This is a genomic window from Streptomyces sp. NPDC030183 (genome assembly GCF_055573455.1).
Genome location: NZ_JBVIBK010000025.1, coordinates 65,858 through 85,751 on the forward strand (window position 1 = coordinate 65,858; position 19,894 = coordinate 85,751).

Genomic DNA, 19,894 nt, shown 5'->3' on the forward strand with positions numbered 1-19,894 from the left:
TACGATGAGGATGTGGATCCTCTGAGTTCGCTCCTGAGCGGCATCCGGGCCGAGGGTTCGGTCGTCAGTCACGCCGTGCTCTCCGCGCCCTGGACCATCCGCTTCGCCGACGCCGCGCCGCTCATCATGATCAGCGTGCTGCGAGGCGGCGGCACCCTGCTGCTGCCCGACGCGACGGAGCGGGCGATCAGCGCGGGCGACACCGCCATCGTGCGGGGACCCGAACCCTTCCACCTCGTGGACCACCCCACCACCGTGCACAGTCCCCACGCCGCCTACGAGATCGCCTGCTTCACCGAGAGCGCGGGGTGCAGCACCCGGGAACTGGGCGGTATCAACTGGGGCGCCGACGGGCAACAGGCGACCGCGCTGATCGTGGGCGCCTACCGCGCCTCGGGCCACCGCCACGAGCGGCTCGTGCGTGCCCTGCCGCCCGTCCTGGTGGTCAAGGAGGACGCCGAGGTCTGTGACTGGCTGGAGACGGCCGCCGCCGACGCCGCCCAGCACTCGGCCGGTTCGCAGGCGCTGATGGACCGGCTCCTCGACTGGGCCCTGGTGTGCACATTGCGCAGCTGGTTCGACAAGGCGGGCGCCGACGCGCCCAGTTGGTACCGGGGCCTGGCCGACCCGGTTCTCGCACCCGCCCTGCAGTCCTTCCACGACCGGCCCGCCCAAGCCTGGACCGTGGCCTCCCTGGCCGCCCGTGCCGGTGTCTCACGGGCACTGTTCGCCAAGCGCTTCACCCAACTGATGGGCCGCCCACCCCTCGCCTACCTCACCGAGTGCCGCATGGACGAGGCCGAGGTGCTGCTGTCCGACACCGACCTCAGCATCGCCGAGATCGCCAGATCCGTCGGCTACGCCGACGCGTTCGGCTTCAGCGCCGCGTTCAAACGTTTGAAGGGCCTCAGCCCGAGCACCTACCGCGCCACGAGGGCCGCAGCTGTCGGACCTTCTCACGTCGAGGCAGCCGCGCGCTCCGGGGCGCGCGCGACACGATCACCGCGCGCATCTGCCAGCGCCGGCTGACCGGAGCCGCGCGAGGCGGGTGACCTGCGCCCGCTGCCCGACTCACCTCCTGGCGCCCGTAGAAACATCAGTTGGGCTGGTCCAGGTGTCGTAGCTGACGGCTGGCCGCGTTTCGGATGCGGCGGGTCCGTCCGTCTTCGGCCAGCAGCTTGAGGGCTTTGGGAGAGGCCACAACCTGCGTGGTGGCAACCAGCCGCTGGAACCAGTCGGTTGCTCCGATGAGTTCCTCGGAAGTCCAGGGGCCATCGAGGGCGATGGTCCTGAGCAGATCCCACTCACGCAGGCGGAGGGTGAGGAAGTCGCGATCCGCGATCACCTCGGCCATGGCCTGGGTCCATGCGACGAACCGGGGATCGGTCAACAAGTTCTCGGCCCGGCGGTCCAGATGGCGGCCCACCGCACTGTCCGCCATCGTCGCGTCCTGGTCACGCAGGACCGCGGCCACCAGGTCGGCCTCCTCCGCCTCGCCGACGGACTCCATGGCGTGAAGGTACTGGACGAAGCGCAGATGCTCGGCGGGCTCCTCGTCGAGAGGGGGGTTGGTCATGCCGCCCTTCCCGCCGGCCCTGACCCCATGTGCCGCCTCCCGTTTTCACGTCGATCATGCTGGGAACACGCTCCGACAGCATGCCGTTCGTCGGGTGGGCTCATCCGGGGTAGGCCTGACGTCGCGTCCAGAAGGGGCGGTCAGTCCAGCGGGACTCCTGGGTGTGGATGACGCGACGGCCGCGCAGGTAGGCGTTTCGTGTAGCGGCGACCTTGTCGGCGTAGGCGATGAGGGCTGAGTCGGTGCCGGAGGGGCCTCGGTTCAGGCGGGCGTCGACGGCCAGGCCCGCGCTGAGTCCGGTGTAGAGGGCGGTCAGTACGCCTTGGGAGGAGAGCGGGTCGAAGGCGGCGGCGGCGTCCCCGGCGGCGGTCCAGCCGTCTGCGTACACCTGGTCCAGGTGCGCTGTGTGGGCGGCGGCCCGGCGGGGCGCGGTGGATGGGGGCCGGTCCTGGCGAACGTGTCGGGACAGATGGCGCGTGGCCGACATCCGTCGGCTGAAGTGCTGTGCGGTGTGGGAAGCGGCGGGCAGGTCGGCGTCGGTGAAGTAGGTGACCAGGCGCCTGCCGGAGGGCTGTGGGGCGGTGTACCACCAGCCGTCCTCGTCGGACTCGACGAGTGAGCGGCGGTCGGTGTCCAGCGGGTCCGGCGCCAGTGGCAGGTACAGGGCTGTGAGCCGGTCACCGATCTGCCGCCGGGCTCCGCACCGGACCGCGATCGCGGCGGCGCGGCCGGTGGCGTCGATCACCCAGCGGCAGCGCACCGTGCGCGCGGTGCCGGACCGGTTGTCGGCAGTGCCGGTGCCGGACCGGTTGTCGGTGGTGCCGGTGCCGGACCGGTTGTCGGTGGTGCCTGTGCCGCCGCGCAGGACCAGAGTCCAGCCGCCGTCGGGTGTCCGCGCTGTTTCGCGTACGGCCGAGCCTTCGGTGACCTCGGCGCCCGCCGCGCGGGAGGCATCGCGCAGACGCCGATCGAACAGCTGCCGGTCGAGGTGCCAGCCATGGCCGTGGGGGTCGTTGATGAAGTCCACGGCGTGCAGGTCGGCCGAACCCCATGCGGAAAGGGTGCCGTAGCAGGGCAGGTGTCCGGAGTCGAGAACGCGGTCGGCGACGCCGAGGTCGCCGAGCAGAACCCGCCCGGCGGGCACGAGTGTCTCGCCGACCTTGGGCGGCCCGGTTCCGGCGTCCGCCAGCAGAACCGAGCGGCCGGCACGGGCGAGTACGAGGGCGGCGGCACAACCGGCAGGGCCGCCGCCCGCCACCACGACGTCGTAGGTGTCCGTGCCGGAAGCGGGCGCGGTGCTCATCGCGCCTCGCGGAAGGGGTCGAGTTTCTCGAGGTATCCGGCGGTGATCTCTTCCTCGCGGTAGCCGGTGGCCCTGGCGGCTGCGCCGACCACTCGTGCCGCGGACTGAGCCTCGACGGCTTCGGGGGCGAGCCTTGCCTCGGGCCCGGTGCCCGCCACCGCGGCCAGCACATGCGGGCCCGCCTCGGGCACCTGCAGGTTGACGAGGTTCGCCGTGTCCGGGGCCTGATCGAGCGGTTGTCCCGGGTGTGACTCCACCAGGATCTTCTCGGGGAACTTCCCGTCGCCCACGGTGTAGTCGCGCACCTCGACGATGCCGAGTTTGTGCCAGTCCTTGATCATCTGTGTGCGTTGCTGGTTCATGGTGCCGCTCAGTCCGCGCAGCCAGGTCGCCCTCCGCTCGAACGCCTCCTCGCGCGCGCTGTCGTTGTTCCCGGTCGGCGGCGTGTTGACCTTCTCGAAGTCCTCCAGCTTGAGCACATGGTTGGGTACCTGGGCAGGCCAGAAGGTCGGCAGGTAGGGGCTGTACCGGGGCCCCAGGTTGGCCAGCACCTCGTAGCCGGAGCGGCAGCTCGCGGTGTCCGCCTGCCAGGGGGCGGCCATCCAGCGAGTGAGGTCTCCGGGCCCCTGCGCGTGCAGTGGGCCGTTGTCGGCCACCGCCTCCTGCGCAGTGAGGGTGGGCCCGAAGTCGACTTCAGCGGTGCCGGGGGCGCGGTGCCGGATGCGGAAGGGTTCGCTGAACATGCTCGCGTGCCTGATCGGCCAGGTGACCTCGCATCCCGGGTGGAACGCGTCGGCGGCGCAGTTCTCCAGGGCCGCCCGGTCCAGCAGGCCGGGCTGCTCGGCGGCAGGGGCGTCGTCGACCGAGGGGCGGGGCTGCCGCAGGGGTGCGGCCTGGAACTTTCCGTCCGCCCAGCGCTGCAGCATCCAGTCCTGGGTCGGTGACAGAGCCAGGTGCTGGAGGACGGACTTGGGCTTGCTGGCCATGGCGTCGCCGTAGAGCCACGGCCACGGCAGCGGGGACTTTCCGTCCCGGTCGTAGTCGCGCAGGGCGGCGTACGTCTGGCGGCGCAGTTCCCGGCTCCGGTTGGAGGGATCGGCGAGCCTCTTGCGCATCGCCGGCGAGAGAAAGAAGTTCGGGCCGTTCCAGCCGAACTGGGTCGCGAAACCCTGGTTGACCCACTGCAGATCGCAGAATCGGCGCAGTATCGGCTCGATGTGATCAGTGAACGAGATCTGCTGCGGGCGGGTCAGCGTACCGGCCTGGACGAAGACGTCGAAGAGCAGGTCGTAGAGGGTACGGATGGACTTCACGCCGGGGGCGTAGTGCGGAGGTCCCACCACCACCCAGGCCGGGACGGCGGTCAGTTCCCTGCCGTCGATACGGACCTTCGCTGTCACCGGGCCGTCGGACACATCGTCGTACCAGGTGTTGTTGTTGGCGACCCCGGTGATCGGCTGGTTGCTGTAGGAGGCGGAGCTTCCCCGGCCGCCGAGCACCACCAAGCGGCCGTCGGAACGGGTGGAGATCTCGCCGAGGTACACCGCCTTGCCCATGATCTTGCCGGTGTCGAACTTCTGCGTCTCGGTCTTGGAGCCGCTCACCGTGCGGCTTCCGGGATCGTTGACCAGCTTCTTCCTCTCGGCGCCCACGACGTCGGCGTTGCGCCGGGCGTACTGCTCTGCCGCGAGCGTCTTGCCCTCGGGGATGTCCAGCGCCAGATGGAACTGGTACCAGGCGGCCTTCTTGTTGGCCAGATGCACCGTCCACTGGATCTCGGTGACACCCTCCGCGCCCGGCTTCAGCTCTCGTACGACCTCCCCCGCGGCGTTGTAGCCGTACACACGGAACCGGGCGGCCTGTCTCCGGAGCGCCCCGGAACCGTCCTTGTAGGAGCCCGGGTCCGCCGGTTTCTGGTCCGGTGATTCCGGGCCGATGAAGGGTGCTTCGACGCTGTTGCCGACGCGGGCGACACCGATGGCAGGGTGGATCTTCACCTGCACGATGTGACTGTCCATCGAGGAACCTTCCGTTGTGGGGGCCGGGCGGGAGGTGGTCGCCACGGCAGAACCCCGCGATTTCGGCCGGGCAGCCGCACAGAGCGGGAACTGATCGACTCCCGATCATGGCTGACTGCCTGTCAACTGGCGCCCTATGTCTTCGCGTTCCGACCTGGCCGGAGACGCGTGGTCGCAGCAGGAGAGATCGCCGGCCAAGCCCCGCAACGCAGTCTGATCAGCTCACCGCGCTGGTGAAGACGCGGCTCAAAAGGATGCGGTCCGACGGCACGAGGTTGTGCTGTGGCCTCACTGTCCCCATGAATGCTTTCCCGTCGCGGCGGCAGCCCCGTGACCAGGCCATTGTCACAACTCCTGTGCGTCGAGCCACTGTTGAGGTGCGTCGTGTCCGTGAGGGTGGGGTTGGAAGCCCGAATCAGGAAAGGGAAGGGTGCGGAATGGAGCCTGTGATCACCGCAGCGGTGGTGACCGTGGCCGTCAGCGTCATCAACGCCATTGGGAAGATCACTCGACAGCGGTTGAACGTGTCTGTGGAGCTGAGGCGCATCAGTGAGGCGGAGCAGACAGAGCGGGTCCGCTGCATGACTGGGCGGTCCGCTGCGCCCGTCTCCCACCGTGATGGCCACGAGGCGGAGCCCGCTGGCCGGAGCGGGGGTGGGGAGCGTGGACGAGGTCGTCAGCACTGATCTGCACCTTGCCGAGCCGCTGGAGACAGATGCCGTCCCGCTGCCGGGCATCCAGCTCGCAGGGGCCCTGCACGACGAGCAGTACCCGGCCCTGGTCCGCTTCCTGCTTCTGCAAGGAGCGTCATGGACCGAGGCCCAGGATGCCGCGCAGGACGCCTTCACCCAGATGTGCGCCCCGGGAGTCACGATCACCTACCCTCGCGCCTGGCTGCGCACGGTGGCCTGGCGGTCCTGGGTGAGCCAGCAGGTGAAACTCGAAGAGACCTGTGCGGACCTGCCTGAACCGCAGCCCAGCCTGCGCTGGCAGACCCCGGCCCACGCGGCAGAGCTGGGGGAGGAGGAACGGCGGGTTATCTGTCTGCTGCATCAGCTGCCCGCCAAGCAACGTGCCGCGATGGCCTGGCACCTGGACGGCTTCACCACGGAGGAAAGCGCACGCGCCATGGGCACCACCCAGGCGGCTGTCCGCCAGAACCTGGCCCGCGCGAGAGCAGCACTCAAGCGCGGCCTGCAGTTGGAGGGCCGGTTCACCAACGAGAGGAGGAAGGCGTGATGGGCAGCGATCCCCGCGCAGCGGAAAGGAAGGACGACGGCGACCGCCCCGACCACCTCGACGCCCTGCTGTCGACTGTGCACCACCGCCTGGGCATTGCCGTGGTCGACCGCCTCAACACCCATGGCGGGCCGCCCGAACTACGTACCCCGGACCTCGCACTGGACCGTCTGCTGGCTGCGACCCACCGCGCCACCGGGACGGCCGTCAGCCGCCGTATGTCCCAGGACGCCTGTGCCGCTCAGCGGGATTCCGCGTTCCAAGCACGACTGGGCGCCCGGGGCCCCCTGGCACGCCGCCCTGCAACGATCCGGGTGAAATACCGCGAAGAGACGCTTCGCCTGGTCCGCAACTACTGGCCCCTCGATCTGGCAGAGGCGGTGCGCACCGCGGTCCGTATCGTTCAGGACCTCTGTGCACTCGCGGGCGACAGCGCACAACCGCTGAGCCGCGCCGACACTGCGGTGGAACACCTCCGTGAGCACCTCGAGGGCATGTCCCGGCGGCCCGCCCCGCACCGGTCCCAGGCCGCGGTCACCGGCCTGGACTATCTCGACGCTGTCGAGTCCGCACTCGCCGATCCGGCCGAGCGCCTCGCCGATGAGCTCCACAGCATCCGGGAACTCGTGGATGAGGAACTGGCTCCCTCTGTCGCCGCCCTCGTGACGACGGGACGCGCCTATCTGTTCGGAGTCGAGGTGGTCGCCCAGGACCTCATCGACGACCTCGTCCAAAGCTGCGAGCACGCCGACGCGCTGGTCAAGGTCGTCGCAGAAGTCGAGCGGGCCAGCAACGACTTCGTCGGAGCAGACCTCACCAACGCCAAGCTGGACGACGTGCCCCTGGAGGGAATTCTTTGGGATGCGACGACCTTGTGGCCAGCGCAGTGGGAAACCCGAGTGCGCCGCGCCTCACTGCCATCCGGTGAAGAACACGGAGTCCTCGTGGTGGCGGCCGAGGGTTGCGACTTCGTGGTTCATGCCGATGCGTAGAACGCATGCGCGCGTAACTGCTCGCCGAGCGGTGGGCAACGGCGACGGGGGAGCGGACGACGCAGGATACGGGTGAGCCCGGAGTGCGGGTGCGCTGCTGGGGGAGGCATCGGACCCCCTCCTGGCCGGTGTGCCCGGTCCCCGCCTCAGGAGGCCGCGGCGACGCCGACGCCGATGGCGATGAACAGCCAACCGGTCGTCAGCTCCCAGCGGTGGCGGATCTTCGGCCGGGTGAGGAAGGCGCGCAGCCGTGCGGCGACGGAGACGAGGGCGAACCAGTAGACGACGCCGATGAGGACGTCGAGGATGCCGAGGAAGAAGATGTGCCGCGCGGTCGAGCCGCCGCCGTGCACGAACTGCGGCAGGATGCTGAGGAAGAACAACGCCGCCTTGGGATTGAGCACGTTGGTGAGGAAGCCCTCGGTGAAGCCGGACCGCCACCGGGCGCGGGCCGGCTCGTCCGGGGCCGAGGCCCGCGGGGCGGTAAGCCCCTTCGGGCCTTCTGCCGCTGCTGTCTCTGCGCGGCGCTCGCGGGCGGCCCGCCGGGCGGCCAGGACCGCCCGGATTCCGAGGTAGACCAGGTAGGCCGCGCCGAGCAGTTTGATGGCGTCGTAAATCACGGGAGAGCGGGCGGCGATCAGCGACAGTCCTGCGGCGGCGGCGAGCATGTGCACGCACAGCCCGGTCTGGGCGCCCAGCGCCGCGGCTCGTCCCTTTGCGGGGTGCTCGGCCGCCGAGCGCACCACCACCAGGAAGTCCGGGCCGGGGACCAGGTAGGCCACCAGAACGACTCCTAGGAAACCCGCCAAGTCGGCCGACATCCGCTGTTCCCTTCGCTCGCCCCGTGGCGCGTCGGCCGTCGAGGGGTTTCGTTATGGACAGGTCTTGACCTGCCTCGTCCGGCCTGACCCGATGAGGCCCGTTCAGGCCGTGAGCGTCCGCCTACCCGCCTACCCGCCTACCGACTACCGCCTACCGAGGCGACGGCTTCGTCGAACATCCCAAGGCCCCGTACGCGCGTCGCACCCGTCGCGGACCGCACCGGGACGGTCGAAGGGCAGACCCCGGGCCAGCCCGCGCCGGCGGGCGGTCTCGGTGAGGGCGCGGCGCACCTGCTCGCCCAGGGCGGTGGTCCGGTTCTCCAGAGCACGGTCGGACCAGAACAGCGACAGCGCGCGGACCCCGGGGTCGTACCCGCGGAGCGTGCCGTTGTGCTCGCCCCGCTTCCACACGTCGTACTCGGGGCGGATGAGTGTCGGGGCCATGAGCGTCCGGTACCCGCTGATGGACTTGGCCAGGCAGACGAGGTCGGAACGATTCCGGCCGTTTCCCTGCACCGAGCACGCACGCTCTCGAGGTGAACAGCAACAGGCCCAGGCCAGGCGCTGGTTAGCGGGGGAAGCAACGCAAAGGGTCAGGCCAGGGCCCGAGTGAGCACCAGTGCCCGTGTGTTGGTCAAGCGTGGTCCTGCACGGGGCCCTGGGTCTTCGGGTCGGCCTTCGGCCGGTCCTCCGGTGACGGCGGCCCTGCCGACTCGGCGGCGGCGCCGCCGTCACCGGAGCGCATGGCGAGGGAGAGCACGAGCGCGGCGGCGCCCAGGCCCGCGGCGACGAGGAAGCCGGTGCCGATCGACGTGGCGCCGATGACCGGGCCCACGACCAGCGGGGCGACGAACTGGCCGATGAAGTTGGCGGTGCCGGACAGGGACATGACCTGCCCGCGCAGGGCCGGCGGGGCGGTCTCACCGATCATCATGGCGAGCGCCGGGACCGAGACTCCGCTGCCCAGACCGAACAGCGCGGAGCCCAGGGTCAGCAGGGCAGGGTGACCGTACATACCGATGACGAGCAGTGCCAGGGCCCACAGCGCCAGGGCCGTCCGCAGCAGGTTGACGTAGCCGAAGCGGCCCTTGAGGCCGGCATAGAACAAACCGATGAGACTGCCCGACACCGAGGTGCTCGTGGTGACGAGGGAGATGACGAACGGGTCGGCGACACCGACCTCGGTCAGTCGCTGAGGGAGGAACACGGCCAGCACGTACAGCAGGAACGAGCTGAACAGGGACAGCCCGTAGAGGGTGAGCAGGATCGGCTGACGGCGGATCAGTGTGATGGCACTGACGCCCTTGCCACGGGGTGCGGGCGGCACCTTGGGCAGAACGACCAGCATCGCGATCCCGAGGGGGATGCCGAGCAGGTACACCGCGAACGGGCCGTGCCAGGAGAGGCTGCCCAGTGCGCCGCCCACCAGCGGCCAGACGATACCGCCGAGGCTGATGGCGGTGCCGCGCCAGCCCGCCACCCTGTCGCGCTCCGGGCCCTGGTAGAGCGCCAGCAGAGCCACCGTGGTGCCGCTGAAAAGGGCGGCCGCGCCGATGCCGAACAGGAAGCGGCTGGTGATCAGGGTGGCGTACGTGTCCGCGAACAGGCCCGCGCCGCCGGCCACTCCGTACAACAGGAGGCCGGCCGCGAGGGGCGTGCGCACCCCCCATCGGTCGATCGCCCAGCCGACGAGCGGGCTGACGACGGCGAGGGACAGGCCGTGGGCGGTCAGGATGAGGCCGGCGGCAGTGCCGCTGACCCCCAGGTCACCGCGGATGACGCTGACGACCGGGGCGATCACCGTCCCGGCCATGATCGTCAGCGTCGAGCCCAGGAGCAACACGAACAGCGCTCCTGGGCGGGGTACGGAGGCCGAGGCCGGTGACGGGGCGGCGGAGGAGGAGGCCATCAGAGCTCCGGTGGTCGGTGCGGGAGGTTGCGGGCGGTGTGCTTGGTTGCCTGGGCGGCAGGTGTCCGGCGAGGCGCGCGGTGGGCCGCCGCGGACTGCTTCAACCGGCCGATGAGCGCGTCGGGCGCGGGCATGCGGTGGACCTCCTCCCGCAGCCGACTCGCGGCGGCCCGGTACGAGGAGTCGCCGAGCATCTCGCGTACGGACGCTGCGATCCTGGCGGTAGCGGTAGCGGTAGCGGTATCGGTATCGGTATCGGTATCGGTATCGGCAGCGGCAGCGGCAGCGGCATCGGCATCGGCGCCGACGTGGCAGTCGGCGTGGGAGTCGGTGTCGCCGTCGGGGGCGCGGCCGCCGACGCGGAGCAGGCGGCTGGCGCCGAGGGCGGCGATGCGTTCGGCGAGGCCGTGTTTCCTGGCAACGCTCGCGCCGGGCACGCAGAGCTGCGGCACGCCGTGGGCCAGGCAGGCGAGGGTGGCGTCGGCGCTTCCGGTGTGGACCACCAGGTCGCAGGTGGGCACCAGTACGTCCAGCGGAAGGCGTCCCGCCCGGCCACCGGGGGGCAGCAGCGGTTCGAGCCGGGCGGCCGTCTCGTCGTCGGTGGTGGAGACCACCAGATCGGCCTCGATGCCGGCGAGCCGGGAGAGGAGGGCGGCCGAACGGTCTGGGCCGAGGCCACCATCCGGGTCGGCGGGGCCGTCCATGGCAACCAGTACGCGGGGCCGGTGCCCGGCGGCGTACATCCAGGGGCTGAGCGGTACCTGGGGGGCGCAGGGGATGTGCCGCAGCGCGAGGGCCTTGGCCGCGGTGGCGGGGCGCAGCGCGGCGGGAAGGACGCTGAGGGAGAAGGACGGCCGCGGCAGTGCCCGCAGGCCGGAGCGCTTCAGTTCCGGGGTGGGTTCGGCGGCCGCGGCGAGGTCGGTCGGGTGTGATTCCTCGAGGCCGGTGGCGAAGTGGACCCAGGGGACGCCGGCGTGATGTGCGGTAAGCGGGCCGGCATGGGCCGGGTCCGAGGCGATGACGAGATCGGGGCGCCAGGAGTCGGCGAGATCGGTCAGCGCGACGACCCAGCCGGCGGCCGGGCGGCCGAGCGCCCGCCCGTCGCGGCGGCCGTCGCTGGGAGCAGCGTCGGGAAGGGGGACTGCCGCGACGCCCGCCTCCAGCACGGCGGGCAACTCCGTTTCGGAGACGGCCATGATCACTTCGTGTCCCGCATTGCGCGCCGCCTGGGCCAGCGGGGCCTCGAACAAGACCGGGCCGGTTGCTTCCTTCTCCCCTTCCGCGCCCACGAAAAGGATCTTCATGCGATCAGTGTGGCGGGCCGCCCTCGAGGGCACCTCGAAATCCGGTCAAGGGGCATCCGGGCCAGGCGGCCGGTCGATCGCGCTTCGAGCCCGCCTCGACCTGCCGTGGGAAACGTCTCCCTTCGACCGTAGGCACGACAGCGAGGAGTCGCACCGATGGCGGAGCACCAGGCCCTCTCCCCGGACGAAGTGGGCGAGTTCTACGACGATCGCGGCTGGCTCTGGGAGATCTTCATGGGCCAGAACCTGCACATCGGGTGGTGGGACGACGAAGACCCGGAGACGGATCCCAAGGACCGCCTCACCGATGTCCTCATCGAGCGGACCGGCCTGAAGCCGGGGTCGCGCCTGCTCGACGTCGGCTGCGGCCAGGGCCGCCCCGCGATCCGCCTGGCCCAGGCCACCGGCGGGAAGGTCACCGGTATCACGGTCAGCGCCGATCAGGTCGCCACCGGCACTCGGCTCGCCGAGGAGGCGGGGCTCTCCGACCGGGTGCACTTCGAGCGGGTGGACGCGATGGATCTGCCCTACGACAACGGCTCGTTCGACGCGGTATGGGCCGTGGAGTCGGTGATGTACCTCTCCGACCGCCAGACCGCTCTCGACGAGATGTACCGGGTACTGGCCCCCGGCGGGGTGCTGATTGTCTCGGACTACGCCGAGACCACCGAGCTGTCGGACGAGTGGCGTGCGGTCCTCGTGGAGGGGTTCACCGTCGACTCGCTGCCCACGCCGCAGCAGTACACGGGGATGCTGGAGAAGGCCGGGTTCACCATCGAGGAGAACTACGACGCCGAGGCCCACCTGCGGAAGTCCGCCGCCCGCATCGACCGGATCGTCGAGGAGAACTACGAGAAGGTGGTCGCCAAGGGCGGCGCCGCGTTCGCCGAGGGGTTCAAAGCGATGATCGGGAAGGTCTCCCAGCTGGAACGGGACCACCTCGGCTACCGCATCATCACCGCACGCAAGAGCGTCTGACGATGCGGATCCTGTTCGTCGCCGGCGGCACCTCCGGGGTCATCTTCGGCATCGTCCCGCTGGCCCAGCAAGCCCGCAACGCCGGCCACCAGGTCCTGATGGCGGCTCCCGAGAACTGCATGGGGACCATCAACGCCGCCGGCATCCCGGGGGTGCCGGTGTCCACCAGGACGATGCAGGAGGCGCTGGTCGACCGGCGAGGAGTGCGCGTACCGATCCCCGAGGACCTGCACGAGCGGTACATCTTCAACGGACGGACCTTCGGCCGGTACGCCGCCGCCTGCCTGGACGGGCTGCTGCAACTGGCGGACCGGTGGCGTCCGGACGTCGTGGTGGGCGGCGCCCTGGCGTTCGCCGCCCCGCTCGTCGCCGCGTACGCGGGCGCCCCGTACGTGAAGCAGGCCATCGACATGGGCGAACCACGCACGATCGACCTGGCGGCCGCCGCCGAACTCGGCCCGGAACTGGAGCGGCTCGGACTGTACGAGATGCCCCGGACCGACCTGTACATCGACATCTGCCCGCCCTCGCTGCGCCCCGGCGACGCCCCGGACGCGCAGATGATGCGCTACGTGCCCTACTCGACCCAAAAGCCGGTCGCGCCATGGATGCACCGCCGGGGCGACCGGCCCCGGGTTCTGGTGTCCGCGGGCAGCAGGGTCACGCCGGAGTCGGACTTCGACATCCTCCGAGGGCTGGTGGAGAAGGTCGGGCGACTGGACGTGGAACTCCTGGTCGCCGCGCCCGAACCGGTGGCCGAGAAGCTTTGGCCGCTGCCCGCTCACGTGCGAGCCGGCTGGATCCCGCTCCACCAAGCCGCACCCACCTGCGACCTGGCCGTCCATCACGCGGGCGGCAACACCACCATGGGCTACCTCTCCTACGGCGTGCCGCAGGTGCTCGTGCCCTACCTCCCGTACTGCGTGGACTACAGCGTCCGCCTGCACGAGTACGGGGCGGCGACGATGGTCGATCCGGCGGACGACTCCGCCGAGAACATCGCCGCCGTCTGCGACGACATGCTCGCCACGCCCTCCTACCGCGACCGTGCCGGCGAGCTGGCCACCGAGATCGCGGGCCTGCCCACCGCCGCCGAGGCCGTCAGCGCCATCGAGCGGCTGGCGGACACCCGCGCCACCGTCTGACACGTCGGCCACGGCCACGGGCCGGGCCGGACCGGGGGGATCCCATGCGACTGCTGTTCCTGTCCATGCTGGCCCAGACCCTGCACGAGACGACCGTGGGGGTCGACCTGGCGAACCGGCTCAAGGGCGACGGGGTCGAAAGCCACTTCGTCGTCGACGCCTACAACGAGGCGCAGATACGGGCGGCCGGCCACGGATGGACCACCGTCGGCCCCGAGCTGGGCCACCGGGTCCGGGACGCGGTGGCCCGCGTCGTGCGTTCCTTCGCGCCCGACGCGATCGTGCTGAGCGACTACCTGGCGCACTGGGTGACCCACCGGGTCAACTACGAGACCGACCCCTGGTACGTGCAGGACCTCGGGGTCCCCGTGATCCCCATCGACCTGTACGACCTGGGGAGCACCGCCCCGCAGGTCGACCTCCTCGGCAGGCCGGCCGTCATCGACGACAACTACCGCACGATGCCGGTCCGCCTCCTGCCCGTTCCCGTGAACCGGCCGCAGGACCCGTCCGGCACCCGAGCGGTGCCCTACCGGGCCAACCCGGTCCTGCGCCCGCCGACCACCGCCCGACGGGACGAGGTGCGCCGTTCGCTGGGCGCCCGGGACGGGGAGCGGCTGCTGCTGTTCCCCACCCTCCCGTGGCAGTACACGATGCAGACCCGGGCCGCGCCCCTGACCCGGGAGACGGCCAGGCGGCTGCCCCGGCTGCTAGGCCACTACCTGAGGCAGTTGCCGAAGAGTACCCGTTTCGTGGTGCTCGGCCCCTACTTCGAAGGGCTGGACCTGCCGCCCGAGCGGGTCCACATCGAGCCGGTGACCACCGTGCGCCGCTACCACGACGTTCTGGGCGCCGTCGATGCCGTCGCCTCGGCGTTCCTGACCTCGTACGCCCTGGAGCGGGCCATCCTCCTCGACGTGCCGGGCCTGCTCACCGTCAACTCCCACAGGGTCGAAGGGCCCGCCGGTACGGCGCGCCTCGCGAAGGCGCTGGGCGGCCTGACCCCCGGGGTCCGCACCTGGCTGGACGGTTTCCCGGGCGTGGTGGACACCTTCTACGGATGGCCACTGCGCTGGACCGAGTTCCTGCAGGGGGTCCTACGGGACAACCCCTTCACCGACACCGTCGTGCGGACCGAGGTCTTCGACGAACGCTCGGTGGTGCATGGACTCGAGGCCGTGCTGTACGACCCGGCCGAGAGGGACCGGCTGGCCGCCGTACGCGCCGGCTACCGCGACGCGCTCGACAAACTGCCCGACCCCGCCGGGGCGTTCCGGGCCGCCGCCGACCAACTGGGCATCCAGGTCTGAGACCGGCCGCGCCGGCGCCCGCCCACCCGACCCTCCGGAGGAAGCCGTGACGATGTCCGATGAACACACTGTGTCCCCCCTGATGACGGCGGCCGCCGCGACCGCCCCGCTCGCGGCCCGGTACGCCCGGGAGGCCGACACCGAGCGCCGGCTCTCCCGCCCCGTGGTGGAGGCCCTCATCGAGGCCGGCTTCACCAGCCACTTCGCGCCGCGGGAGGCCGGCGGCGTGGCAGGCGGCTTCGCCGACCTGCTGGCGGCCGTTGCCGTCGTCGGCGAGGGCTGCACCTCCGCCGCCTGGTGCGCCTCGGTGACCGCGAGCGCGGGGCGGCTGACCGCCTACCTGCCCCCGGCCGGCCGGGAGGCGGTCTGGGAGAAGGGCCCGCAGACCGTGGTCAGTGCCGGTCTGATCCCGGCCGGCAAGGCCGAGCGGGTACCCGGCGGCTGGCTCGTCTCAGGTACCTGGCCGTACGTCAGCGCGGTGGACTTCTCCGACTGGACGCTGGTCGCCGCCCGGGTGCCGGGCGGTGAGGCCATGCCGCCCGCGGTCCGGGTGCTCGCGATACCGAGCGCCGACCTCACGGTCGAGCACACCTGGCGGACCGTCAGCCTCCGTGGCACCGGCAGCAACTCTGCCGTGCTCGACCGGGTCCTGGTCCCCGAGGAGCGGTCGGTCCCGCTGGAGGTGCTCCTGGACGGCACCGCCCCCGATTCCTCCGCCGGCTGCCACCAGGTGCCGCTGAAGGCCGGCAACGGACTCACGCTCGCCGCCCCGCTGCTCGGCGCCGCCCGAGGGGCGCTCACCCGCTGGCGGGAGCTGGTCGACGGCAAGCTCGGGGCAGCGGGCGGCGGCATCACCGCCGCCCCCGAGGCGGGCCCGTTCGAGCAGCAGCTGGCCCGTGCCGAGGGCGAGATCGACGCAGCCGGGCTGCTGCTGGAGAGGGTGGCCCGCAGCGTGGACGCGGGCGCCCGGTCCGCCCTGGGGTCCGCCCGCAACGGCCGTGACTGCGCCCTCGCCGCCGACATGCTCGCGACCACCGTCGACCGGCTGCTGCGGACGGCCGGCACCCGGGCCCAGGCCGAGGAGGAGGAGTTGCAGCGCCGGTCGCGCGACGTGAGCGGCGGGGCAGGGCACAGCGGTCTGCAGTTCGCGACCGCGGCCGGCGCCTACGCCCGCCTGCTGAGCGGAGCTCCGTCCGCCGCCTGACGGTACGCCGTTGCCCCACCCGATCCTCGCGGAACATGGGGGCGGGGCAACGGTGACCGGACGTGGCACACCTCGGGTGCGCCGTACGGTCAGGCATGACAGGCGGGCAGGCCCCCGTGGTACTCGACCATCTCCGAGAACATCAGCTCCACGTCGAGCGGGGCCCCCGGGGCGGCGCCCCGCTCCTCCGCGTAGGCCCGGTGCAGGTTCGGCACCAGACGCTCCGCGTCGAGCAGGCCCGCGTAGGGCCCGAGGTCGGTGGCACGGGCGGCCTCCAGGGGCGTGGTGCCGGTGGCGACGCCCTCCCGGGCGACGCGCTGGAGCAGCCTGAGGTAGTCCCGGGTGGTGTCCAGCAGCTCCGGGCCGGCCACGGGGCCGTGCCCGGCGACGACGGTCAGCGGGCCGAGGGCACGCAGCCGTTCGGCCGCCGCGATCGAGCCGGACACCGAACCCATGAGGCAGAACGGGGTGGCCCCGGACATGATGAGGTCCCCGGTGAACAGGACGCGCTGTTCGGGGAGCCAGACGACGGTGTCGCCGGCGGTGTGCGCGGGGCCCAGCCGGATCAGCTCCGCCCGGATGTCGCCCACGTGGAGGGTGAGCGTGTCCCGGAAGGTCACGGTGGGCAGCTCGACGGACAGGTCGCCCCAGCAGACGTCCGGCCAGAGGCCGGTCAGGTGGAGGCCGACCGCCGCCATCTCCTCGCGTGCCTTCTCCTGCGCGATGATCACCGCGTCGTCGGCGAACAGGTGGTTGCCGAAGGTGTGGTCGCCATGGGAATGGGTGTTCACCACGTAGGCGGGCGGCCGGGACACCACCGTGCCGACCGCCTCCTTGAGAGCCCTGGCGCGGGCCTCGGTGGCGGCTGTGTCGATCAGCGCGGACCGGCCCTTCGACACGATGAGGCCGGCGTTGTTCAGACACCAGCCGCCGTCGGGCTGCTCGTACGCGAAGACCCCGTCCGCGACCTCCCTCAGACGTGGCCGGCGCGCGCCCTCGGGGAGCGTGGTCGTGGACACCGGCCCTCCTCAGAACACCTGGTCGTGAGTGATCAGGCGGGACTTCAAAAGGATCTCGCCGTCCTCGACCACCAGGGTGTCGTGCACGAGGCAGCTGGGGGTGATCTCCGGCTGGGCCCCGGGGCGGATGGTGGCGACCAGGGCGTAGACCGTGGACTTGACGGTGCCGTCGGCCTGGGCCTCCAGGGCCACGTGGTTGAACCAGTGGCGGCGCCGGACGGTGGCCGGGTCGTACTTCTTGTGGAACTCGACGAGCTCGTGGACGATCGCGTCCCGGCCCACGGCCGGCTCGGCTCCCGGTGAGTGCTGGAAGACGCCGTCCCCGGTGAAGGACGCGGCGTACTCCTCGAAGCGGCGGGCGTCGAGGTGCTGCATCTGGTGTGCGTAGAAGTGCAGGACCTGCGCGTAGAACTCGCTGGTCACCACGGTGGGCGCGGTGGCGGTGGTCATCGGTGCGGTCTCCTGGGTGGTGGGGAGGCGGACGTGTGCGGCCGCCTGCAGGGCCCCCGGACATCCGTCCGGGGAAGGGAACGTGGCCGACGGCCGGGACTAGCGGTCGGCGGTACGGACGACGACCGCCGAGTTGAAGCCGCGGCGGCCTCGGGCGAGAACCAGCGCGGTGCGAACGGCACACTCGCGGGGGCGGTCGGCCACCAGGTCGATGCCGTACTCGGAGGGCACGCCGTCAGGTGCGGGTGTCGGCGGGATCACCCCGTCGCGGATGGACAGCAGCGCCGTGACCACGTCGAGCGGCCCACCGCCGGAGTAGAGCCGGCCGGTGAACGCCTTGGGCGCGGTCACCGGCACGCCGGCCGGGCCGAACACCTCGCGCAGGGCGGCCGCCTCGGCGGCGTCGAGCTCGGCGACACCGGCCCCGTCGGCGAAGACGACATCGATGTCGGCCGGGCCGAGGCCGGCGTCCGCGAGGGCCGCGGTGATGGCCCGCCGCAGGGCCGGAGGCCGGTCCGAGCCAGGTGCCGGGTCGAAGGTGGAGGCACAGCCGGCCAGGATTCCGTGCGGGGCACGCACACCACGTGCACGGGCTGTGGCCTCGTCCTCCAGGACCAGCAGCGCCCCGCCCTCGCCCGGTACGTAGCCGCGGGCGCGGGAGCCGAACGGCTGGTAGGCGCGGCCGGGATCGGTCTCCGTGCTGACCAGCCCGCCCGCCAGTTGTGAGGCGTAGCCCCAGGGGTCGAAGGCCGAGTCCACGCCCCCGCACACCACCGCCGGGGTGCCGCGGCGGATGGTACGCCGGGCATGGCCCAGGGCGTCGAGCCCGCCGGCCTGCTCGGCTACGAGGGCCGCGCTGGGGCCACGCAGGGTGTGGCGGATGGAGATCTGGCCGGTGTTGACCGCGTAGAACCAGGCGTAGGACTCGTAGACGCTGACGAACTTCGGGCCCTGGTTCCACAGGGCCTGGAACTCCTTGTGCGTGAAGGCGAATCCGCCGAGCGCGTTGGAGGTGACGACTCCGATGTCGTAGTCGTCGACGGTCTCGCAGGGGAGGCCCGCGTCCGACAGCGCCCAGTCCGCGGCGACCAGGGCCAGCTGGGTGGACCGGTCGGTCGCGGGTAACAAGCGTCCGGGGATGTGGTCGGCGGGGACGAAGTCGTCGATCCGCCCGGCCAGGCAGGACGGGAAGCGGGAGGTGTCGAACCCGGTGAGGAGGCCGATGCCGGAGCGCCCGTCGAGGAGCGCCTTCCAGTACGTCTCGACCCCCAAGCCGTTGGGGGCGGTGACGCCGAGACCCGTGATCACGGTGGTGCTCATGAGGTCGCTCCTCCCGGGGCGCGCAGGACCATGGCGCTCTGGAACCCGCCGAAGCCGCTGCCGACCGTGAGGACGGTGTCCACCCGTTGCTCGCGGGCGTGCAGCGGGACGTAGTCCAGATCGCACTCGGGGTCGGGGGTGTGCAGATTGGCGGTGGGGGGCACCACGTTGTGCTTGATGGCGAGCGCGCTGGCGGCGATCTCGATGGAGCCGATGGCGCCGAGCGAGTGGCCGACCATGGACTTGATGGAGCTGACCGGCACGTCGTGGGCGTGCTGCCCGAGAGACCGCTTGAAGGCGGCCGTCTCGTGCCGGTCGTTCTGCTTGGTGCCCGACCCGTGGGCGTTGACGTAGTCGACGGTCGTGGGGTCGATGCGCGACTCGTCGAGCGCGACCCGGATCGCCTCCGCCATCTCCCGGCCGTCCTTCTTCAAGCCCGTCATGTGGTAGGCGTTGCAGCGGGTGGCGTAGCCGGTGATCTCCGCGTAGACGGTGGCGCCGCGGGCCAGCGCGCTCCCGTACTCCTCCAGGACGAACATGGCGCTGCCCTCGGCGAGGACGAACCCGTTGCGGGAGGCGTCGAACGGCCGCGACGCGTGCTCGGGGTCGTCGTTGCGGTTGGTGGTGGCCTTGATGGCGTCGAAGCAGGCCAGGACGATGGGCGAGACCGGTGTGTCCGCGGCTCCCGTGATCATGACGTCGGCGCTGCCCTCGCGGATCAGCTGGACGGCGTAGCCGACGGCGTCCAGGCCCGATGTGCAGCCGTCGGACACCATGGTCACCGGGCCCTCGGCGCCGGCGGCCCAGGCGACTTCGGCGGGCATGATCCCGGGGCTGAGGTGGTCGAACATGTGGGGGGAGAGGTAGTCCGGGTCCACGACCCAGTCGCGTCCGCGGTCGGACATGACCAGGTACTCGTTCTCCAGGCTGGTGGCGGCGGCGACGGCGCTGCCGAGGCTCACGCCGACGCGGTGCGGGTCGATCGCGTCGAAGGCGAGCCCGCTGTCGGCCACCGCCTCCCGCGTGCTCGCGACGGCGAACTGGGTCGCCCGGTCCATCCGGCGGATCTCACGGGGCGTCAGCCCTTCGGCCTCCGGGTGGAAGTCGACTTCGCCGGCGACGCGTGAGCGGAAGGGAGAGGCATCGAAGAATGAGATGGCCCGGGTCGCCGTCCGGCCCGCTGTGAGCAGGTCCCAGAACTCCTTCACGCCTGGTCCTCCGGGGGCCCGTACGCCGATCCCCGTGATGACCACGCGCCGGTTCATCGGGCGCTTCTCAAGGTGCGCATCCAACATTTCCTTTCTTC

At 71.3% G+C, this 19,894-nt stretch carries 17 protein-coding genes and 2 pseudogenes; 8 read left to right on the top strand and 11 right to left on the bottom strand.

Annotated features, from left to right (window positions below; genetic code table 11):
* Positions 1 to 12 precede the first annotated feature (12 nt).
* Positions 13 to 942: pseudogene (locus tag ACZ4Z2_RS28045) on the top strand (AraC family transcriptional regulator); the annotation flags it as partial.
* Between the two features lie 154 nt (positions 943 to 1,096).
* On the opposite strand, the gene ACZ4Z2_RS28050 reads toward ACZ4Z2_RS28045, so the two are convergent.
* The 3 genes from ACZ4Z2_RS28050 to ACZ4Z2_RS28060 all read right to left on the bottom strand — a co-directional run bounded on the left by ACZ4Z2_RS28050 (position 1,097) and on the right by ACZ4Z2_RS28060 (position 4,897).
* Positions 1,097 to 1,576, bottom strand: a complete 480-nt coding sequence (locus tag ACZ4Z2_RS28050) for a hypothetical protein (RefSeq protein ID WP_468079665.1) — start codon at positions 1,574 to 1,576, stop codon at positions 1,097 to 1,099.
* 100 nt (positions 1,577 to 1,676) lie between these two features.
* Positions 1,677 to 2,879: an NAD(P)/FAD-dependent oxidoreductase gene (locus ACZ4Z2_RS28055; protein WP_468079666.1), complete on the bottom strand. Its 1,203-nt coding sequence runs from the start codon at positions 2,877 to 2,879 to the stop codon at positions 1,677 to 1,679.
* The gene (locus ACZ4Z2_RS28060) at positions 2,876 to 4,897 is read right to left on the bottom strand and encodes a LodA/GoxA family CTQ-dependent oxidase (protein WP_468079668.1); all 2,022 of its coding nucleotides are present in this window, start codon (positions 4,895 to 4,897) and stop codon (positions 2,876 to 2,878) included. The genes ACZ4Z2_RS28055 and ACZ4Z2_RS28060 overlap by 4 nt, the downstream gene beginning before the upstream one ends.
* 618 nt (positions 4,898 to 5,515) lie before the next feature.
* Here ACZ4Z2_RS28060 and ACZ4Z2_RS28065 point away from each other — a divergent pair.
* The 3 genes and pseudogenes from ACZ4Z2_RS28065 to ACZ4Z2_RS28075 all read left to right on the top strand — a co-directional run.
* Entirely contained in the window at positions 5,516 to 6,136 is a 621-nt protein-coding gene (locus ACZ4Z2_RS28065) for an RNA polymerase sigma factor (protein ID WP_468079670.1), read from the top strand.
* Entirely contained in the window at positions 6,136 to 7,128 is a 993-nt protein-coding gene (locus ACZ4Z2_RS28070) for a hypothetical protein (RefSeq protein ID WP_468079768.1), read from the top strand. The genes ACZ4Z2_RS28065 and ACZ4Z2_RS28070 overlap by 1 nt, the downstream gene beginning before the upstream one ends.
* A 17-nt stretch (positions 7,129 to 7,145) precedes the next feature.
* A pseudogene (locus ACZ4Z2_RS28075) lies at positions 7,146 to 7,217 on the top strand (DUF6207 family protein); the annotation flags it as partial.
* Between the two features lie 57 nt (positions 7,218 to 7,274).
* Here the strand turns inward: ACZ4Z2_RS28075 and ACZ4Z2_RS28080 are convergent.
* The 4 genes from ACZ4Z2_RS28080 to ACZ4Z2_RS28095 form a co-directional block, all read right to left on the bottom strand.
* Positions 7,275 to 7,949, bottom strand: coding sequence for a LysE family translocator (locus ACZ4Z2_RS28080; protein ID WP_468079671.1), 675 nt, complete (start codon positions 7,947 to 7,949; stop codon positions 7,275 to 7,277).
* A 144-nt stretch (positions 7,950 to 8,093) separates the two neighbouring features.
* Positions 8,094 to 8,393, bottom strand: coding sequence for a hypothetical protein (locus ACZ4Z2_RS28085; RefSeq protein WP_468079673.1), 300 nt, complete (start codon positions 8,391 to 8,393; stop codon positions 8,094 to 8,096).
* Positions 8,394 to 8,583: 190 nt separating this feature from the next.
* A complete protein-coding gene (locus ACZ4Z2_RS28090; protein ID WP_468079675.1) occupies positions 8,584 to 9,792 on the bottom strand; it encodes an MFS transporter in 1,209 nt (402 codons plus the stop codon).
* A gap of 65 nt (positions 9,793 to 9,857) precedes the next feature.
* Positions 9,858 to 11,162 carry a glycosyltransferase gene (locus ACZ4Z2_RS28095; RefSeq protein ID WP_468079676.1) on the bottom strand — a complete coding sequence of 435 codons (1,305 nt, stop codon included), beginning with the start codon at positions 11,160 to 11,162 and terminating at the stop codon, positions 9,858 to 9,860.
* Between the two features lie 156 nt (positions 11,163 to 11,318).
* Here ACZ4Z2_RS28095 and ACZ4Z2_RS28100 point away from each other — a divergent pair, with 156 nt between their 5' ends.
* From ACZ4Z2_RS28100 to ACZ4Z2_RS28115, 4 genes are read left to right on the top strand one after another with little or no spacing between them, the layout of a single operon-like run.
* A complete protein-coding gene (locus tag ACZ4Z2_RS28100) occupies positions 11,319 to 12,140 on the top strand; it encodes a class I SAM-dependent methyltransferase (RefSeq protein WP_468079678.1) in 822 nt (273 codons plus the stop codon).
* A 2-nt stretch (positions 12,141 to 12,142) separates the two neighbouring features.
* The gene (locus ACZ4Z2_RS28105) at positions 12,143 to 13,285 is read left to right on the top strand and encodes a nucleotide disphospho-sugar-binding domain-containing protein (RefSeq protein WP_468079679.1); all 1,143 of its coding nucleotides are present in this window, start codon (positions 12,143 to 12,145) and stop codon (positions 13,283 to 13,285) included.
* Between the two features lie 44 nt (positions 13,286 to 13,329).
* Entirely contained in the window at positions 13,330 to 14,595 is a 1,266-nt protein-coding gene (locus ACZ4Z2_RS28110) for a DUF6365 family protein (RefSeq protein WP_468079681.1), read from the top strand.
* Between the two features lie 52 nt (positions 14,596 to 14,647).
* The gene (locus ACZ4Z2_RS28115) at positions 14,648 to 15,799 is read left to right on the top strand and encodes an acyl-CoA dehydrogenase family protein (RefSeq protein ID WP_468079683.1); all 1,152 of its coding nucleotides are present in this window, start codon (positions 14,648 to 14,650) and stop codon (positions 15,797 to 15,799) included.
* Positions 15,800 to 15,888: 89 nt separating this feature from the next.
* Here the strand turns inward: ACZ4Z2_RS28115 and ACZ4Z2_RS28120 are convergent, their stop codons facing one another.
* From ACZ4Z2_RS28120 to ACZ4Z2_RS28135, 4 genes are all read right to left on the bottom strand, one after another.
* Positions 15,889 to 16,818, bottom strand: a complete 930-nt coding sequence (locus tag ACZ4Z2_RS28120; protein WP_468079685.1) for an MBL fold metallo-hydrolase — start codon at positions 16,816 to 16,818, stop codon at positions 15,889 to 15,891.
* Between the two features lie 9 nt (positions 16,819 to 16,827).
* Positions 16,828 to 17,268: a nuclear transport factor 2 family protein gene (locus ACZ4Z2_RS28125; protein ID WP_468079687.1), complete on the bottom strand. Its 441-nt coding sequence runs from the start codon at positions 17,266 to 17,268 to the stop codon at positions 16,828 to 16,830.
* Positions 17,269 to 17,367: 99 nt separating this feature from the next.
* On the bottom strand, positions 17,368 to 18,588 hold the full coding sequence (locus ACZ4Z2_RS28130) for a ketosynthase chain-length factor (protein WP_468079689.1): 1,221 nt from the start codon (positions 18,586 to 18,588) through the stop codon (positions 17,368 to 17,370).
* Complete coding sequence (locus tag ACZ4Z2_RS28135) at positions 18,585 to 19,853, bottom strand: beta-ketoacyl-[acyl-carrier-protein] synthase family protein (protein ID WP_468079691.1); 1,269 nt, start codon at positions 19,851 to 19,853, stop codon at positions 18,585 to 18,587. Before ACZ4Z2_RS28135 ends, ACZ4Z2_RS28130 begins: the two co-directional genes overlap by 4 nt.
* Positions 19,854 to 19,894: the final 41 nt, after the last annotated feature.

Excerpts from the sequence above, each read along its gene's own strand:
- ACZ4Z2_RS28050 (WP_468079665.1), bottom strand. The coding sequence starts at position 1,576 with ATGACCAACCCCCCTCTCGACGAGGAGCCCGCCGAGCATCTGCGCTTC.
- ACZ4Z2_RS28055 (WP_468079666.1), bottom strand. The coding sequence starts at position 2,879 with ATGAGCACCGCGCCCGCTTCCGGCACGGACACCTACGACGTCGTGGTG.
- ACZ4Z2_RS28060 (WP_468079668.1), bottom strand. The coding sequence starts at position 4,897 with ATGGACAGTCACATCGTGCAGGTGAAGATCCACCCTGCCATCGGTGTC.
- ACZ4Z2_RS28065 (WP_468079670.1), top strand. The coding sequence starts at position 5,516 with ATGGCCACGAGGCGGAGCCCGCTGGCCGGAGCGGGGGTGGGGAGCGTG.
- ACZ4Z2_RS28070 (WP_468079768.1), top strand. The coding sequence starts at position 6,136 with ATGGGCAGCGATCCCCGCGCAGCGGAAAGGAAGGACGACGGCGACCGC.
- ACZ4Z2_RS28080 (WP_468079671.1), bottom strand. The coding sequence starts at position 7,949 with ATGTCGGCCGACTTGGCGGGTTTCCTAGGAGTCGTTCTGGTGGCCTAC.
- ACZ4Z2_RS28085 (WP_468079673.1), bottom strand. The coding sequence starts at position 8,393 with ATGGCCCCGACACTCATCCGCCCCGAGTACGACGTGTGGAAGCGGGGC.
- ACZ4Z2_RS28095 (WP_468079676.1), bottom strand. The coding sequence starts at position 11,162 with ATGAAGATCCTTTTCGTGGGCGCGGAAGGGGAGAAGGAAGCAACCGGC.
- ACZ4Z2_RS28100 (WP_468079678.1), top strand. The coding sequence starts at position 11,319 with ATGGCGGAGCACCAGGCCCTCTCCCCGGACGAAGTGGGCGAGTTCTAC.
- ACZ4Z2_RS28105 (WP_468079679.1), top strand. The coding sequence starts at position 12,143 with ATGCGGATCCTGTTCGTCGCCGGCGGCACCTCCGGGGTCATCTTCGGC.
- ACZ4Z2_RS28110 (WP_468079681.1), top strand. The coding sequence starts at position 13,330 with ATGCGACTGCTGTTCCTGTCCATGCTGGCCCAGACCCTGCACGAGACG.
- ACZ4Z2_RS28115 (WP_468079683.1), top strand. The coding sequence starts at position 14,648 with ATGTCCGATGAACACACTGTGTCCCCCCTGATGACGGCGGCCGCCGCG.
- ACZ4Z2_RS28125 (WP_468079687.1), bottom strand. The coding sequence starts at position 17,268 with ATGACCACCGCCACCGCGCCCACCGTGGTGACCAGCGAGTTCTACGCG.
- ACZ4Z2_RS28130 (WP_468079689.1), bottom strand. The coding sequence starts at position 18,588 with ATGAGCACCACCGTGATCACGGGTCTCGGCGTCACCGCCCCCAACGGC.
- ACZ4Z2_RS28135 (WP_468079691.1), bottom strand. The coding sequence starts at position 19,853 with ATGAACCGGCGCGTGGTCATCACGGGGATCGGCGTACGGGCCCCCGGA.